Genomic DNA, 15,634 nt, shown 5'->3' with positions numbered 1-15,634 from the left:
TCACGTCCGTGCGGTGCCGTGGATCACCGGGAGAAACGGGAACCCACGTCGCGCGATTGATCCCGACAACTCCGGCGACCGGTTCGCCGGCGTCCGTCCCGTTCCGTCCCGGAAACGGCACGGACGCCGACACCCGATGTTCTCCGGCGCAGCACCCGGTGTTCATCAACGCGGCGTCAACGCCGCGTCAGGACGAGGCGGAGCTGTGCACCGGGGTGGAGGTCGGCACGATCTGCAGCAGCAGCTCCGCGCACCAGCCGAGCAGCTCGACGTCGCGCATCGCGGCGCCGCCGATCCGCCCGCCCGCCACCGGCTTGGGCACCGTGACGACCTGCGCGGCCGCCTTGTACTGCGCCTTCGGGTAGAGCCGGCGCAGCCGCAGCTGGGCGGAGTCGGGCAGCTGCATCGGCCCGATCCGCAGCTGGGTGCCCGCCGAGGCGACCTCGCGGATGCCGAGGCGGCGGCAGAGCTGGCGGAACCGGGCGACCTCCAGCAGGTTGCGCACCGGGGTCGGGGGCTCGCCGTAGCGGTCGGTCAGCTCCTCGACGATCGCGGTGAGCGCGGCGTCGTCCGGCGCCTCGGCGATCTTGCGGTAGACCTCCAGGCGCAACCGCTCGCCGTCGACGTAGTCGTGCGGGACGTGCGCGTCGACCGGCAGGTCGACCCGGACCTCCTGCAGCTCCTCCGGCTCGGCCCCGATCTCCCCGCCCGCCTGCTTGCGGAACGCCGCGACGGCCTCCCCGACCAGGCGGATGTAGAGGTCGAACCCGACGCCGGCGATGTGGCCGGACTGCTCGGCACCGAGGATGTTGCCCGCGCCGCGGATCTCCAGGTCCTTCATCGCGACGGCCGCGCCGGAACCGAGCTCGGAGTGCTGGGCGATGGTGGCGAGCCGGTCGTGCGCGGTCTCGGTGAGCGGGTGCTCCGCCGGGAACAGGAAGTAGGCGTAGCCGCGGTCGCGGCCACGCCCGACCCGGCCGCGCAGCTGGTGGAGCTGGGACAGGCCCAGGGTGTCGGAGCGCTCGACGATCAGGGTGTTGGCGTTGGAGATGTCCAGGCCGTTCTCGACGATCGTGGTGCAGACCAGCACGTCGAACTCGCGGTGCCAGAACGCGCTGACGGTCCGCTCCAGCAGGTCCTCGTTCATCTGCCCGTGCGCGACGGCGACCCGCGCCTCGGGGACGAGGTCCTGGATCTTCTTGGCCGCCCGGTCGATCGAGCTGACCCGGTTGTGCACGTAGAACACCTGGCCGTCGCGCAGCAGCTCGCGGCGCAGGGCGGCGGCGACCTGCTTGTCGTCGTAGGCGCCGACGTAGGTCAGGGTCGGGTGCCGCTCCTCGGGCGGGGTGGTGATCGCCGACATCTCGCGGATGCCGGCGAGGCTCATCTCCAGGGTCCGCGGGATCGGCGTCGCGGACAGGGTGAGCACGTCGACGTGCGCCCGGAGCGCGGTGATGTGCTCCTTGTGCTCGACGCCGAAGCGCTGCTCCTCGTCGACGATCACCAGGCCGAGGTCCTTGTAGCGGATGCCGGTCTGGAGCAGCCGGTGCGTCCCGACGACGACGTCGACGGTGCCGTCGGCGAGCTTCTCGATCGTCTCGCGCGCCTCGGCCGGGTCGGTGAACCGCGACAGCCCGCGCACGGTCACGGGGAACTGGCGCATCCGCTCGGAGAACGTCGACAGGTGCTGGGTGGCGAGCAGCGTCGTCGGGACGAGGACGGCGACCTGCTTGCCGTCCTGCACCGCCTTGAACGCCGCCCGCACCGCGATCTCGGTCTTGCCGAACCCGACGTCGCCGGAGATGACGCGGTCCATCGGGACCGGACGCTCCATGTCCCGCTTGACCTCGTCGATCGCGGAGAGCTGGTCGGGGGTCTCGGTGTAGGGGAAGGCGTCCTCGAGCTCGCGCTGCCACGGGGTGTCCGCGCCGAACGCGTGCCCCGGAGAGGCCTGGCGCGCCGCGTAGAGCTGCACCAGACCGGCCGCGATGTCCTTGACCGCCTTGCGGGCGCGGCTCTTGGTCTTGGCCCAGTCCCCGCCGCCGAGCTTGTTGACGGCGGGCTGCTCGCCGCCCACGTAGCGGCTGATCTCGTCGAGGGCGTCGGTCGGCACGAACAGCCGGTCGGCGGGCTGGCCGCGCTTGGAGCTGGCGTACTCCAGCACCAGGTACTCGCGGGTGGCGCCCTGGACGGTGCGTTCCTTCATCTCGATGAAGCGCCCGATGCCGTGCTGGTTGTGGACGACGAAGTCGCCGGGCTGCAGCACGGCCAGGTCGACGGCGTTGCGCTTGCGCGGGGTGGTCTTGCGCGGCGCGGTGTCGAGCCCGGCGCGGCTGCCGGTCAGGTCGGCCTCGGAGACGACGACCAGCCCGACCTCCGGCGCGGTGAACCCGTTCAGCACGCGCCCGCAGGTGACGGTGACGATCCCCTTCTCCGGGGCGTCGGTGAGCACCGGGACGGCGGAGGCGGGGACCTCGGCCTCGCGCAGCTGCTCCAGCGAGCGGTCGGCGGTGCCCTGCCCGGCCAGCACGAGCACCGCGGCGCCGCCGGTGGCGACGTGCGCGCGCAGGTCGGTCAGCGCGCGGTCGGTGTCGCCCCGGTAGGGCTCGATCTCGTGCACGCCCGCCACGACGACGTCGTCGGCGCCCGACAGCAGCGGCGACAGCGAGACCACGGGGCGACCGGTCGCCGTCGCGTGGTCCAGCGTGACGCGCAGGTCGCGGTAGGCCGACCCGGAGACGTCGATCGGGGCCTCGCCGCCGGAGCCGGACGCCAGCCAGGACGCCTCCAGGAACTCCTGCCCGGTGCGCACGAGGTCCGCGCAGCGGGTCCGGATGCGCTCGGGGTCGGCGAGCAGCACCCGCGTCCCGTCCGGGAGCAGGTCGGTGAGCGTCTGCATCTCCCCGCCGACCAGCGCCGGGATCAGCGACTCCATGCCCTCACCGGGGATGCCCTCGGACAGCTTCTCCAGCAGCTCGCGCAGCGGGTTGCGGTTGAGGCCCGCGGTCTCGGGCTGCTCCAGGGCCAGCTCGCCGGCCCGCTCGCGCACCGGGGTGGTGAGCAGCAGCTCGCGGCACGGCGGCACGTCGATCCGCGTGACCTCGCCGACCGAGCGCTGGTCGGCGACGGAGAACGACCGCACCTCGGAGACCTCGTCGCCCCAGAACTCGACGCGCACCGGGTGCTCGGCGGTCGGCGGGAAGATGTCGAGGATGCCGCCGCGCACGGCGAACTCGCCGCGGGTGGTGACCATCTCGGCGCGGCTGTAGGCCAGCTCGACCAGCCGCACCAGGAGCTGCTCGAAGTCGTACTCCTCGCCGACGGCCAGCGTCACCGGGGCGAGCGTGCCCAGCCCGGGCGCGACCGGCTGGATCAGGCTGCGCGCCGCGGTCACGACCACCCGCGGGGCGGTCTCCGCCGAGGAGAGCCGGTGGAAGATCGTCAGTCGGCGGGCGACGGTGTCCGGGCGCGGGGACAGCTTCTCGTGCGGCAGCGTCTCCCAGCTCGGCAGTACGACGACCGGCGCGCCCGCGCAGTCGTGCACGGTGTCGGCGGCGGAATCGAGCGCCTCGCCGTGGCCGAGCAGGTCCGACACCGCGGCCGCGAGGTCCTCGGCCTCCCGGTCGGTGGCGGTCACGGCGAGCACCGTGGAGGTCTCGGCGAGTCCGGCGGCGAGCAGCGGGCGCACCGCGGAGGGGCCCTCGACCTGCACGGCAGGGGTCTCACCGGCGCGGGTGTCCGCGGCACGGGCGGCGTCGACGGCGGCACGGAGACCGGCGTCGGACAGGGCGGAGGTGAGCAGACCGGACAGGATGGCCACGACGGCGCTGGCTCCTCGGTGGAGGTGGGCTGGCGGTGCGCGCGGCGACGGGGGCCGGCCGCGGGCAGGACAGACCCCTGCCCGGGTCGCGGTAGGGCTCCCGACCCGGTCGGGGTGCCGGTCTGCGAGTTTACGCCTGGCCCACGCGGGCGCCGACCGAGGCGTCCGTGTGCCGCGGCACGTCCGGGCCCGCCCGCCTCACGGGCCGCCCGCCGGGGACGGGGAGGTCCCGGCCGTGCCGCGGACGACGGCCGCGACCGCGGCCTCCGCACGCTCGGCGGCCCCGCCGCCCCCGACCCGGGCGTCGGCGAGGAAGCCGTCCGCGTCCAGCGCCCCGTAGCCGTGGGCGACCGCGACCACCCGTTCCATCAGGGGCACCGCGGCGACCGGGTCGGTGAGCTCCAGGGCCGGCCCGAGCAGGACGTCGACGATCCGGCGCCCCACGGCCGCGAGCTCCCGGTCGCCCAGCGCCCGGAGCTCGACCCCGTAGACGAGGTCGAGCCCCACCCGGCGGTCGGCGAGGAACCGGGCGTAGGCACCGCCCGCGACGGCGAGCCGCGCGACCGGGTCGTCACCGGCCCGTCCGGCCGCCGCCTCCATCGCGTCGGCCAGCTCCCCGGCGGCCAGGGTCACGACCGCGGCCAGCAGCCGGTCGCGGTCGGCGAAGTGCCGGTAGGGCGCGGCCGTGCTCACCCCCAGCCTGCGGGCCAGCGTCGCGACCGAGAACCCCCGCAGGCCGACCTCGGCGAGCAGGCCGACGCCCTCCCGCACCAGGGCACCGGCCAGGTCACCGTGATGGAACGTCGCGCGCCGGGCCATGCCCCTCCTTGCCGTGATGGGCCTATCACATTAGCGTGTAAGTGGGTTATCACTTCAAGACGGGGGACACCGTGGACACGCAGGACACCATCACCGGCAGGGTCGTCGCCGTCACCGGCGCGAGCGGGGGCATCGGCGCGGCCACCGCGGTCGAGCTCGGCGCCCGCGGGGCACACCTGGTCCTGGGGGCCCGCCGGGCGGACCGCCTGGAGGCCGTCGCCGAGCGCGTGCGCGCCGCGGGCGGGACCGCGGTCACGGTGCCGATGGACGTGCGCGACCGGGCCGCGCACATGGCACTGGTCGACCGCGCGCGGGCCGAGTTCGGCCGGCTCGACGTGCTCGTGGCGAACGCGGGCGTGGGCCGGGTCCGCCCGCTCGACGAGCTGCGGGTCGACGAGTGGGAGGAGATGATCGACGTCAACCTGCGCGGCGTCCTCTACGGGCTCGCCGCGGCACTGCCGGTCTTCCGCGCCCAGCAGGCGGGCCACCTGGTCGTGGTCGTCTCGACCGCGGGGCTGCGCGTCGTCCCCGGCCAGGTCGTCTACGCCGCCACCAAGAACGCCGTCCGGACGCTCTGCGAGGGACTGCGCCAGGAGGCGGGGCCGGCGCTGCGGGTCACCGAGATCTCGCCCGGGTTCGTGGCGACCGACTTCGTCGAGGGCATCGGCGACGAGCGGCTGCGCGCGGACTACCGGGCGCGACGCGACGAGATGGCCCTGGACCCGGCCGCGCTCGCCCGCGCCGTGACGTTCGCGCTCGAACAGCCCGCCGGGGTCGACGTGAACCAGGTCGTCGTCCGGCCGACGGCGCAGGCGTGAGCCCGGCTCAGAGCAGCCCGTCGCGCTCCAGGGTCGCCTCGTAGAGGTCGAGCATCCGCTCGTCGTCGCCCTCGGCGGCGGCGGCCGCGTCGGCGTAGGCCTTCTCGAAGCGCTCCTGGTTGGCCTGCCAGGTGCGGCGGAAGGTGTCGGCGTCACGACGCCAGTAGCCGAGCACGCCGTAGGCGCCGGGCGGCAGGCCGCGCTCGTGGCGCAGGTGCTTGCGGGCGGCGCGGGTCGCGGACGCCTCCCCGCCGACGTAGACGTAGCCGGGCCCGTCCGGCAGCACCAGCCCGGCGACGATCTCCCCCAGCCTGCTGCCGGTCTCGCTCGCGGGCTCGCGGCGGACCCGCGCCCGCGCGGGGAAGTCGGCCGGGACCTCGTCGATCTCCAGGACGACCTCGGTGTCGATGCCCTCGGGGGTCTCGGTGACGATCCGGGCGAGCGCCGGGAGCGCGGCCGCGTCGCCGACGAGGATCTGCCAGCCGACGCCGGCCGGGCGCTTGAACCAGCTGTTCGAGTGCGAGACCTCGATCTCGTCACCGACGCAGGCCCGCCGGGCCCAGCCCGCGCCGACCCCGCCGGGGTGGCAGACCAGGTCGATGGACGCCCGGGTGCGGCAGGGGCTGACCTCGCGCAGGGTGTACCAGCGACCGTGGTCGTCGCGGCCGCCGTCGGGCAGCGGGAAGTGGAAGACGCAGGCCTCGTCGGGGACGCCCGGCAGGCCGAGACCGGCGAGCCCCTCCCCCTCGAGCTCGGCCCGGACGAAGACGTCCGAGAGCCGCTGCAGACCCACCACACGGACCGCCGTCCGGTCCTCGGTCACGACCGACATCGCCGCCTCCTCCATAGGTGAGGCTCAGCTAACCACGACGGAGCGGACCACACCAAACGGATCTTCCGGACACGGTGTCACACGGCGCGACTACTACGTCGCATCGTAGATGGTCACCCGATCGTGTGCGCTAGCGTCGACAGGCGTCAGGCGGGTTCCGCCCCCGAGCCAGCACGGAGGAGCAAGCGGTGATCACGGTCTACCTCAACCGCCGGATCGACGACGACGCGCGCCGCGAGTCCCTGTTCCGGGGCGACTTCCACCTCTACAGCGGGATCGGCGGCGCGAACGCCCTCGCCGACCACGCCAAGGACCTGATCGGTCAGGCCTTCGAGGGTCTGGACCCGGAGCGGGCCCAGTACGAGATGGACGTCGACGAGTTCGTCCGCCGCGTCGAGCCGCTCAAGCGCGAGTTCACCAACGGCGACCGGACCAAGGCCCTCTGCCAGCAGTTCGCCGTCGACTTCGGCGTCGACCCCGAGCGCACCTACTTCGACATCCCGCGGCTGCGCGTGATCCCGGCCGACCAGTTCCTCACCGCCGGTGTGTCCTACAACTACAAGGCGCACCGCGACATGTGGTACGGCCACCCGCAGCAGCTCGTGAACTACTGGACCCCGGTGTTCGACGTCGTCGGCGACAACGTCATGAGCATGTACACCGACTACTTCGACCGTCCCGTGAAGAACGGCTCGAACCAGTACGACTACGACGAGTGGGTCGCCAAGCACCGCACCGCGGCCGCCGGCGAGAAGACCACCGACACCCGTCCGCACCCGCTCCCGCTGGAGGACTTCGAGTCCCGCGGCGAGATCCGGATCGCCGGGCAGTCCGGTGACGTGTTCATGTTCTCGTCGAACCACCTGCACGCGTCGGCGCCGAACACCTCCGACGTCACCCGGTTCTCCTACGACCTGCGCACGATCAACCTCGACGACGTCCGGGCCGGCCGCGGCCCGCGCAACGTCGACTCGGGCGCGACCGGCACCACGCTGGGCGACTTCCTGCGGGTCTCCGACCTCGCCCCGCTGAAGGCCGAGGAGTTCGAGGACGCACTCACGAACGCCTGAGCCCACCGCTCTCCCGACGGCCCGGTACCGCGAGGTGCCGGGCCGTCGTGCTCTCGACGCCCCGGCCCCGCCTGGCTAGCGTCGTCCCGATGAGCGGTGAGCTGCGACCGGTGGACGCCCGCGTGCGGGCGCTCGAGTCGATCCTGGTCGAGAAGGGCTACGTCGACCCGGCCGCGCTCGACGAGATCATCGAGACCTACCAGCACCGGGTCGGCCCGCGGAACGGCGCGCACGTCGTCGCCCGGTCCTGGACCGACCCGGACTTCGCGGCCCGGCTCGCCGACGACGCGACCGCGGCGGTGGCCGAGCTCGGCTACGGCGGGCGCGGCGGCGAGCACCTCGCCGCGGTGTTCAACTCACCGGGCGAGCACCACCTCGTCGTCTGCACGCTGTGCTCCTGCTACCCGTGGCCGGTCCTGGGTCTGCCCCCGGTCTGGTACAAGTCGCCGGCCTACCGGTCGCGGGCGGTGCTGGACCCGCGCGGCGTGCTCGCCGACTTCGGGACCGTGCTCGACGACGACGTCGCCATCCGGGTGCACGACTCCACCTCCGAGCTGCGCTACCTGGTCGTCCCGCAGCGCCCGCCCAGCACCGACGGCTGGTCCACCGACGAGCTCGCCGCGATCGTCTCCCGCGACGCCATGATCGGCACCCGGCTGGTGTCGGCGTGAACGGCGCGCACGACCTCGGCGGCGCGATGGGCTTCGGGCCGGTCGAGCCCGAGCCGGAGGACGTCCGGTTCCACGCGGGCTGGGAGCCGCTGGTGCTGGCGCTGACCCTTGCCGCGGCCCGCCCGGGCGGCTGGTCGATCGACGAGTCCCGGCACGCCCGCGAGTCGCTTCCGCCGCCGGTCTACCTGACCCTGACCTACTACGAGATCTGGCTCGCGGCGACCGAGAAGCTGCTGGTCACCCACGGCCTGGTCGGCGCCGACGAGCTCGACGCCGGGCGCTCCCTGCGCCCGCGCTCCGATGCCCCGGCCGCGCTGGACGCCGACGCCGCCGCCCGGGTGCTGGCCACCGGCGCCCCCACCGAGCGCGACGACACCGGCCCGCCCCGGTTCGCCCCCGGCGACCGCGTGCGCGCCCGGGTGATGCACCCCCGCGGGCACACCCGCCTCCCCCGCTACGTCCGCGGCCGCTGCGGGACCGTCGAGACCCACCGCGGGACCCACGTGCTGCCCGACGCCCGCGCGCACGGCCACGGCGAGTGCCCGGAGCCGCTCTACACCGTGGTCTTCACCGGCCCCGAGCTGTGGGGCCCGGACGCCGACCCGACCACGACCGTCTCCGTCGACGCCTGGGAGTCCTACCTTGAGCCCGCCTGACGGCCCGGTCTTCGACGAGCCGTGGCAGGCGAGCGCGTTCGCGCTGGCCGTGGCCCTGCAGGACACCGGGACGCTGGACCGGCAGGAGTTCGCCGAGACCCTGGGCGCCGAGCTGGACACCGGCCTGGACTACTGGGACGCCTGGCTCGCCGCGCTGGAGCACCTGCTCGACGGGCTCGGCGTCGCCGACCGCGGCTCGGTCGAGGAGCGGACCGGCGCCTGGCTGCGCGCCGCCGTCGCGACCCCGCACGGCGCGCCGGTCACGCTCGACGCCGACCCGCTGCGCTCCTAGACGAAGGCCCACACCAGCGCGGCCGCGGCGAACCCGACGACGGACAGGATCGTCTCCAGCACCGTCCAGGTCATCAGGGTCTGCTTCACCGTCATGTTGAAGTACTTGGCGACGATCCAGAACCCGCCGTCGTTGACGTGGCTGGCGATGATCGACCCGGCCGACACGGCGACGACGATCAGCGCGAGCTGGGGCTGGCTGTAGCCGCCCGCGGCGACGGTCGGGCCGATGATGCCCGCCGTCGTCACGATGGCGACGGTCGCCGAGCCCTGGGCGATCCGCAGCGCCGCGCTGATCAGGTACGCCGAGGCGATCACCGGCAGCCCGATCGCGGTCATCGAGCCGGCCAGTGCGTCGCCGACGCCGGTGGTCTGCAGGACCTTGCCGAAGAACGCCCCCGCCCCGACGACGAGCAGGATCATCCCGACCGGGCGCAGCGACTCGCCGGAGATCCGGCCGAGCTCGGCCATCGACGTCCCGCGCCGGATGCCGAGCAGGTACAGCGCGAGCAGCACCGACAGCGTCAGCGCGATGGCCGGGGTGCCGAGGAGCACGAGCACGTCGCGGAGCACCGTGCCCTCGGGCAGGGTCACCCCCGCGACGGTCGCGGCGAGGATGAGCACCAGCGGGACCGCGATGATCGAGGAGATGAGCGCGACCGACGGGGGCGCGGCCACCGCGACCGCGGTCTGCGGGCCGGCCGTCTCCGCGGTGCGGACACCGCCCGTCCCGCCGCCGCTCGTGTCGCCGTCGCCGTCGCCGGTGTCGCGCGCGGGACCGGCCGGGCCGGGGGCCGCGGCCGGGGCGGCCCCGCCGGGCAGGTCCTCGGGGACGCCGACCTGGATCCGCCGCCCGATGAACGAGCCCCACCAGACGCCGCTGACCAGCCAGGCGGGGATGCCGCAGAGCAGGCCCATCGCGATCACCCAGCCCATGCCGACGCCGAGCAGCCCGCCCGCGGTGACCGGTCCGGGGTGCGGCGGCAGGAACGCGTGGGTCATCGACAGCCCGGCGAGCATCGGCATCGCGTAGAGCACCAGCGAGCGGCCGCCGCGGCGCGCGGCCACGTAGACCAGCGGCGCGAGCACGAAGATGCCGATGTCGAAGAACACCGGGATGCCGAGCACCAGCCCGGTGACGCCCATCGCGAGCGGTGCGCCCTTCGGCCCGAACAGCCGGAGCAGCCGTTCGGTCAGGGCGTCCGCGCCGCCGGAGCGCTCCATGATCGCGCCGAGCACGGTGCCCAGCCCGATGATCGGGGCGATGTGGCCGAGGATCCCGGCGAACCCGGTCTCGAACAGCGAGTCCGACGCCTTGATCGGGGTGCCGACGAGGTCGGTGACCGACACGCCCGCGACCAGCGCCACCAGCACGCCGGTGACGATCAGCGCGATGAACGGCTCCAGGCGCAGCCGCATGATCATCAGCAGCAGCAGCGCGACGCTGACGGCGGCGAGGGTGAGCAGGCCGGCCGTGTCGTTCTGCAGCCAGTCGAGGAAGGTCATCGTCGTCCTCCGGTGGGGTGGGTGCCCGGTGCGGTCCGCCCGTCGGCCCGGCGGCGCAGCGCACGGCCGGCGAGCGCGTCGGTGCGCTCACCGCCGTCGATCGCGAAGGCCCCGTTGACCAGGACGTACGGGATGCCGGCCGCCTGCTGGGCGGGCTCGGCGAAGGTGGCGGTGTCGGTGACGGTGTCCGGGTCGAACACGACCAGGTCGGCGGCCAGGCCCGGCCGGACGCGGCCGCGGTCGGCCAGGCGGAGCCGGTCGGCGGCGCGTCCGGTGAGGTGGTGGACGCACTCCTCCAGGGAGAACAGCCCGAGCCCGCGGCAGTAATGGCCGAGGTAGCGGGGGAAGGTCCCCCAGGCCCGCGGGTGCGGCTTCGCGCCGACGAGCAGGCCGTCGCTGCCGCCGGTGTGCCGCGGGTGACGCATGATCGCGCGGACGTTCTCCTCGTGCCCGACGTGCTGCAGGATGCCGGTCCCGAAGTCGTCGCGGAGCAGGATGTCCACGCAGGTGTCGAACGGGTCCGCGCCGGTCGCAGCCGCGATGTCGGCGACCGTGCGCCCGACCATCCCGGCGAGCTCGGGGTTCGTGACCCCGCTGATCTCGATCGTCTCCCACTCCGCGACGACGCCGTGGCAGCCGTCGGAGCCGTGGACCTCCAGGTCCTCGCGGATCCGGGCGAGCGCGGCCGGGTCGCGCAGCCGCCCGCGGGCCGCGTCGAGGCCGCCGGACTGGCACCAGCTGGGCAGGATCGCCGACAGCGTCGTCGCACCCGGCAGGTAGGGGTAGGTGTCGAGGGTGATGTCGACGCCGCGGGCGACGGCCGCGTCGAGCAGCGTGATCAGCTCCGCGGCCCGGCCCTTGTTGGGGCCGAAGTTGAGCGTGGCGTGGGCCAGGTGCAGCGCGCACCCGGACCGCTCGGCGACGTCGACCATCTCGGCGTAGGCCTCCAGCGCGCCCGCACCGTAGCTGCGGTGGTGCGGGGAGAAGAAGCCGCCCCGCTCCCCCACCGCGGCGCACAGCGCGGCGAGCTCGGCGCCGTCGGCGTACATGCCGGGGGTGTAGGTGAGCCCGGCCGAGAGACCGACCGCGCCCTGGTCCATGCCGGTGCGGACGACGTCGGCCATCCGGGCGATCTCCGCCCGCGTGGCGGGGCGGTCGTCCCAGCCGCAGACCAGCGCGCGGACGGTGCCGTGCGGGACGAGGTAGGCGGCGTTGCCGGCGATGCCCCCGTCGAGCCGGTCCAGGTACTCCGCGACGGTGCGCCAGGTGAAGAAGTCCGCACCGGGGTCGCCGTTCCAGCCGGCGATCGCGCGGCGCAGCACGGGCAGTACGGCGTCGTCGACGGGGGCGTAGGACAGCCCGTCCTGGCCGAGGACCTCGGTCGTCACGCCCTGGGAGACCTTCGCGAGGTGCGCGGGCTCGGTGAGCAGGCGCAGGTCGGAGTGGGCGTGCATGTCGACGAACCCGGGGGCGACGACCATCCCGTCCACGTCGACGACCCGCTCGGCCCGCCCGGCCGCGTCCGGCCCGACCGCGGCGATCCGGTCGCCCTCGACGAGCACGTCCGCGGTGTACCGGGGCCCGCCGCTCCCGTCGACGACGGTGCCGCCACGCAGCAGCGTGCCCATCAGAAGAACGTCCGGACGAGCTCGACGACCTGCGGGTCGGGGTCGGTGCCGTCCAGCACCGGGATCCAGCGCCACTTGTCGAACGCGGTGCACGGGTGCGAGAGCCCGAGCCGGACGACCTGCCCGATCCGGACCGGCTCCTCGGTGCGCAGGAACGCGTGCTGGTCGTTGACGGCGGTGACGGTGCCGGTCAGCGGCCGCGAGGGGGCCCCGAGATCGTCGGCGATCCGCTGCGGCTCGGGCAGCCCCTCGTCGAACGGGACGTCGCGCTTGCCCGCGTCGAGCAGCGCCAGGCCGGGCTCGGGGGTCGACACCACCCGGGCGGTCACGTGCATCGCCGAGCGGAACGGGCGCTGCTCGTCGTCGCGGGCCAGCGGGGAGATGCCGCGGTAGAAGCCGTCGTCGTGGACGAGGTAGGCGCCCGAGCGCAGCACGACACGGGTGCGCGCGTCGGCGAGCCCGGCCAGCGCGGCGACGACCTGGTCGAAGTAGGCGCTGCCGCCCGCGGTGACCACGACCTCGTCGGTCCCGTAGGACGGGGCGAGCCGCCGGTGCAGCTCGGCGAGGTCCTCGAGGTAGGCGCGGACGGTCGCCAGCGACTCCGCCGACGGGTCGTGCGCGAGCGCGCCCTCGTAGCCGCCGACCCCGGCCAGCACGAGCGCCGGGCTCGCGACGACGGCCGCGGCCACCCGCCCGGCCTCGTCGAGGGTCCGCGCACCGGTCCGCCCGCCGGGGGCCCCCAGCTCGACGGCGACGGCGAGCGGCCGCGCCGGGGACCCCGCCGCGGCGGTCATCGCGGCGACGGCGTCGACCGAGTCGACCCAGCTGAGGACCTCCAGGTCCGGGTCGGCGTCGCGGGCGGCGGCGACGGCGCGCACCCCGGCCGGGTCGACGAGCGCGTTGGCCAGCAGCACCCGCCGCACGCCGGCGTCGATCGCGATCCGCGCCTGCCACGGCGTCGCGACGGTGATCCCCCAGGCTCCGTGGCGCAGCTGCAGGTCCCACAGCGCGGGGGCCATCGTCGTCTTGCCGTGCGGGGCGAGGTCGACGCCGTGCGCGGCACACCAGCCGGCCATCCGCTCGGCGTTGGCGTGCAGGACCGCCCGGTCGAGGGTGAGGACGGGTGTGGCCAGGTCCGACAGCCGCGGCCCGCCCGCGAGCCACTCGTCGACCGTACCGGGCAGCGGCGGGACCGACTTGGCGTACGGGCCGGGCCGTTCGGCGCCCAGCGACGCGTACTGGAGCATCTCGTTCTCCCCTCTGAGCAGGCACGTTGCTTATTTTGCAGCGCTAGTTGCGTATTTCGGTGCGGCTGTTCTAGCATCGCCGCGACAGATCGGTCAACGACGGCGGAGGAGAACCCAGCAGTGGAAACCCCGGGCCGCAGCGCCGTGGTGTGCTTCGGCGAGGCCCTCGCCCTGGTCCCCGACGCGACCGCCGTCGACGACCCGAGGGCCCCCGCGCACGCCGCGGGCGCCGAGGTGAACGTCGCGCTCGACCTGGCCGCGGCCGGCGTCGCGGTGGCGTGGGTCGGGCGTCTCGGCGCCGACCGGCACGGCGCCCTCGTGCAGCACACGCTCGCCGCCGCCGGGGTCGACACCGGTGGGATCGGCGTCGACCCGGACCTCCCGACCGGCCGCTACGCCAAGTCCCCGGCGCCCGACGGCGGCACCGTCATGACCTACCGGCGGTCCGGGTCGGCGGCCTCGGCGGCCGGGCCCGAGCTGCTGGAGGTGCCCGCGGTACGCGACCGGATCGCCGTCGCGGACTGGGTGCACGTCGGCGGGATCACCGCGGCCGTGTCGGCGTCCTGCGCGGCGGCGCTGGCGGCGCTGCTGGCCCACCCCCGCCCGTATCGGGTCGTGTTCGATGTGAACTGGCGCGAGCAGATGTGGCCCGACGGCGACCCGGCGCCGGTGGCCGCGCTGGCCGACCGGGCCGACGTCGTGCTCGTCGGCGCGGACGAGGCGCGGCGGGTGTTCGGCACCGACGTCCCGGCCCGGCTGCGCGCGCTGCTGCCCGGCCCGGAGCTGGTCGTGGTCAAGGACGGCGCCCGGCGCGCACTGGCCGTGCACCGCGACGGCGCGGTCACCGAGCGTGCGGCGCTGGTCGTCGACGTCGTCGAGCCGGTCGGGGCGGGCGACGCGTTCGCCGCCGGGCTGCTCACCGGCCTGGTCCGCGGCGAGGACGTGGGCCGCTGCCTGCGCCGGGGCCACCTCGGTGCCGCCGCGGTGCTCGTCGTCCCCGGCGACTCCGCCGCGCCGCTGCCCGAGCACCTGCTCGACCTCGACGACGACGCCTGGGCGACCCTGCGCGTGAGCGCCGACCGGGAGGCCGTGTGAGCACCAGCCTCACCAAGGCGCTGCGGATCCTGGTGGTACTCGGGGAGGGCCCGGCGTCGCTCGACGAGCTCGCCACGGCGCTCGAGGTGCACAAGACGACCGTCCTGCGGCTGCTGCGCACCCTGGCCGACGAGCACTTCGTGCACCGCGACGACCACCACCGCTACCGGCTCGGCTCGCGGCTGTTCGAGCTGTCCTCGCGCGGGCTGGACCAGCGGGAGGTGCGCACGGTCGCCGCGCCGCACCTGCACGCGTTCAACCGGGCCCACGGCCACACCGTGCACCTGTCCGAGCGCGACGACGGCGAGATCGTCTACATCGACAAGCTGGAGTCGCTCGACAACGTGCGCATGGCGTCGCGGGTCGGGCTGCGCGGACCCGTGCACTCCACCGCCGCCGGGAAGGTGCTGCTCGCCGATCTGCCCGCGGCCGAGCGGAACCGGGTGCTCGACGACGTCGACTTCCTCGCCCGCACCCCGCACACGATCACCGACCGCGACGCCTACCTGGCCGAGCTCGCCCGGGTGCGCGAGCAGGGCTGGGCCCAGGACCGCGAGGAGAACGAGGCCTCGATCAACTGCATCGGGGCACCGGTCCGCGGACCGGCCGGAACCGCCGTCGCGGCGGTGTCGGTGTCCGTGCCGACCATCGTCGCCGGCTACGACCAGCTGATGGAGCTGGTCCCGTCACTGCTGGCCGTCGTCGGGACGATCTCCCGCGACCTCGGCTGGCGCCCGACCCGAGAGGATCCCCCCGCATGACCACCGCCGCCAACGGCACCGTGACCACCACCGACGCGCCCGCCCCCGCGCACACCTTCAGCCAGGGCGTGCGCAAGGGCGGCCTGCTGCAGGTCTCCGGGCAGGGCCCGATGGACCCGGCGACGAAGACCTACATCGCCCCGGGCGACGTGCACGCCCAGACGCTGCGGACCCTGGAGAACGTCCGCGCGATCCTGGAGGCGGGCGGCGCCTCGGTCGGCGACGTCCTGATGTTCCGCGTCTACCTCACCGAGCGGGAGCACTTCTCCGCGATGAACGACGCCTACGGCGAGTTCGTGTCCCGCCACGTCCCCGAGGGTGCCGCGCTCCCCGCCCGCACCACCGTGTTCGTGGGGCTCCCCCACGCCGAGATGCTGGTGGAGATCGACGCCCTGGCCGCCCCGGCGTCCTGACCCCGCA

The 15,634-nt window shown here is 74.6% G+C and carries 14 protein-coding genes; 8 read left to right on the top strand and 6 right to left on the bottom strand.

Features of this window, described 5'->3' with window-relative positions; translation table 11 throughout:
- Positions 1 to 187: 187 nt before the first annotated feature.
- Positions 188 to 3,811 carry a transcription-repair coupling factor gene (gene mfd, locus KPL57_RS37065; RefSeq protein WP_226356640.1) on the bottom strand — a complete coding sequence of 1,208 codons (3,624 nt, stop codon included), beginning with the start codon at positions 3,809 to 3,811 and terminating at the stop codon, positions 188 to 190.
- A gap of 207 nt (positions 3,812 to 4,018) precedes the next feature.
- Positions 4,019 to 4,639: a TetR/AcrR family transcriptional regulator gene (locus KPL57_RS37060; protein ID WP_226355194.1), complete on the bottom strand. Its 621-nt coding sequence runs from the start codon at positions 4,637 to 4,639 to the stop codon at positions 4,019 to 4,021.
- Positions 4,640 to 4,710: 71 nt separating this feature from the next.
- Here KPL57_RS37060 and KPL57_RS37055 point away from each other — a divergent pair, with 71 nt between their 5' ends.
- Positions 4,711 to 5,457, top strand: coding sequence for an SDR family oxidoreductase (locus KPL57_RS37055; protein WP_226355193.1), 747 nt, complete (start codon positions 4,711 to 4,713; stop codon positions 5,455 to 5,457).
- 7 nt (positions 5,458 to 5,464) lie between these two features.
- Here the strand turns inward: KPL57_RS37055 and KPL57_RS37050 are convergent, their stop codons facing one another.
- Positions 5,465 to 6,289, bottom strand: coding sequence for a siderophore-interacting protein (locus KPL57_RS37050; protein WP_226355192.1), 825 nt, complete (start codon positions 6,287 to 6,289; stop codon positions 5,465 to 5,467).
- Positions 6,290 to 6,477: 188 nt separating this feature from the next.
- Here KPL57_RS37050 and KPL57_RS37045 point away from each other — a divergent pair, with 188 nt between their 5' ends.
- From KPL57_RS37045 to KPL57_RS37030, 4 genes are all read left to right on the top strand, one after another.
- Entirely contained in the window at positions 6,478 to 7,359 is an 882-nt protein-coding gene (locus KPL57_RS37045; RefSeq protein WP_226355191.1) for a hypothetical protein, read from the top strand.
- 89 nt (positions 7,360 to 7,448) lie between these two features.
- Entirely contained in the window at positions 7,449 to 8,030 is a 582-nt protein-coding gene (nthA, locus tag KPL57_RS37040; RefSeq protein ID WP_226355190.1) for a nitrile hydratase subunit alpha, read from the top strand.
- Positions 8,027 to 8,686: a nitrile hydratase subunit beta gene (gene nthB / locus KPL57_RS37035; protein WP_226355189.1), complete on the top strand. Its 660-nt coding sequence runs from the start codon at positions 8,027 to 8,029 to the stop codon at positions 8,684 to 8,686. The genes nthA and nthB overlap by 4 nt, the downstream gene beginning before the upstream one ends.
- Complete coding sequence (locus tag KPL57_RS37030; RefSeq protein WP_226355188.1) at positions 8,673 to 8,978, top strand: nitrile hydratase accessory protein; 306 nt, start codon at positions 8,673 to 8,675, stop codon at positions 8,976 to 8,978. Before nthB ends, KPL57_RS37030 begins: the two co-directional genes overlap by 14 nt.
- Here the strand turns inward: KPL57_RS37030 and KPL57_RS37025 are convergent.
- Genes KPL57_RS37025 through KPL57_RS37015 form a run of 3 tightly spaced genes read right to left on the bottom strand, consistent with a single transcriptional unit; the run spans position 8,975 to position 13,358 of the window.
- Positions 8,975 to 10,483 carry a GntP family permease gene (locus KPL57_RS37025; protein ID WP_226355187.1) on the bottom strand — a complete coding sequence of 503 codons (1,509 nt, stop codon included), beginning with the start codon at positions 10,481 to 10,483 and terminating at the stop codon, positions 8,975 to 8,977. The two genes, KPL57_RS37030 and KPL57_RS37025, sit on opposite strands and share 4 nt — an antisense overlap.
- Complete coding sequence (locus KPL57_RS37020) at positions 10,480 to 12,111, bottom strand: amidohydrolase family protein (RefSeq protein WP_226355186.1); 1,632 nt, start codon at positions 12,109 to 12,111, stop codon at positions 10,480 to 10,482. The genes KPL57_RS37025 and KPL57_RS37020 overlap by 4 nt, the downstream gene beginning before the upstream one ends.
- Positions 12,111 to 13,358 (bottom strand): alanine racemase, encoded by a 1,248-nt coding sequence (locus KPL57_RS37015; protein ID WP_226355185.1) that lies wholly within the window; start codon positions 13,356 to 13,358, stop codon positions 12,111 to 12,113. Before KPL57_RS37015 ends, KPL57_RS37020 begins: the two co-directional genes overlap by 1 nt.
- 120 nt (positions 13,359 to 13,478) lie before the next feature.
- Between KPL57_RS37015 and KPL57_RS37010 the strand changes: the two genes are divergently transcribed.
- Genes KPL57_RS37010 through KPL57_RS37000 form a run of 3 tightly spaced genes read left to right on the top strand, consistent with a single transcriptional unit; the run spans position 13,479 to position 15,627 of the window.
- Positions 13,479 to 14,453, top strand: coding sequence for a sugar kinase (locus KPL57_RS37010; RefSeq protein WP_226355184.1), 975 nt, complete (start codon positions 13,479 to 13,481; stop codon positions 14,451 to 14,453).
- Positions 14,450 to 15,214, top strand: coding sequence for an IclR family transcriptional regulator (locus KPL57_RS37005; protein ID WP_226355183.1), 765 nt, complete (start codon positions 14,450 to 14,452; stop codon positions 15,212 to 15,214). Before KPL57_RS37010 ends, KPL57_RS37005 begins: the two co-directional genes overlap by 4 nt.
- Positions 15,211 to 15,627, top strand: coding sequence for a RidA family protein (locus KPL57_RS37000; protein WP_226355182.1), 417 nt, complete (start codon positions 15,211 to 15,213; stop codon positions 15,625 to 15,627). Before KPL57_RS37005 ends, KPL57_RS37000 begins: the two co-directional genes overlap by 4 nt.
- The last annotated feature ends 7 nt before the right edge of the window (positions 15,628 to 15,634 follow it).

The sequence above is a fragment of the Pseudonocardia sp. ICBG601 genome (assembly GCF_020496245.1).
Note: the sequence above shows the minus strand (reverse complement) of the source record. Positions and strands in the feature narration are given on the sequence as shown.

Coding starts and splice junctions, on each gene's coding strand:
- KPL57_RS37050 (WP_226355192.1), bottom strand. CDS start 6,289: ATGTCGGTCGTGACCGAGGACCGGACGGCGGTCCGTGTGGTGGGTCTG.
- nthA (WP_226355190.1), top strand. CDS start 7,449: ATGAGCGGTGAGCTGCGACCGGTGGACGCCCGCGTGCGGGCGCTCGAG.
- KPL57_RS37015 (WP_226355185.1), bottom strand. CDS start 13,358: ATGCTCCAGTACGCGTCGCTGGGCGCCGAACGGCCCGGCCCGTACGCC.
- KPL57_RS37020 (WP_226355186.1), bottom strand. CDS start 12,111: ATGGGCACGCTGCTGCGTGGCGGCACCGTCGTCGACGGGAGCGGCGGG.
- KPL57_RS37000 (WP_226355182.1), top strand. CDS start 15,211: ATGACCACCGCCGCCAACGGCACCGTGACCACCACCGACGCGCCCGCC.
- KPL57_RS37025 (WP_226355187.1), bottom strand. CDS start 10,483: ATGACCTTCCTCGACTGGCTGCAGAACGACACGGCCGGCCTGCTCACC.
- KPL57_RS37060 (WP_226355194.1), bottom strand. CDS start 4,639: ATGGCCCGGCGCGCGACGTTCCATCACGGTGACCTGGCCGGTGCCCTG.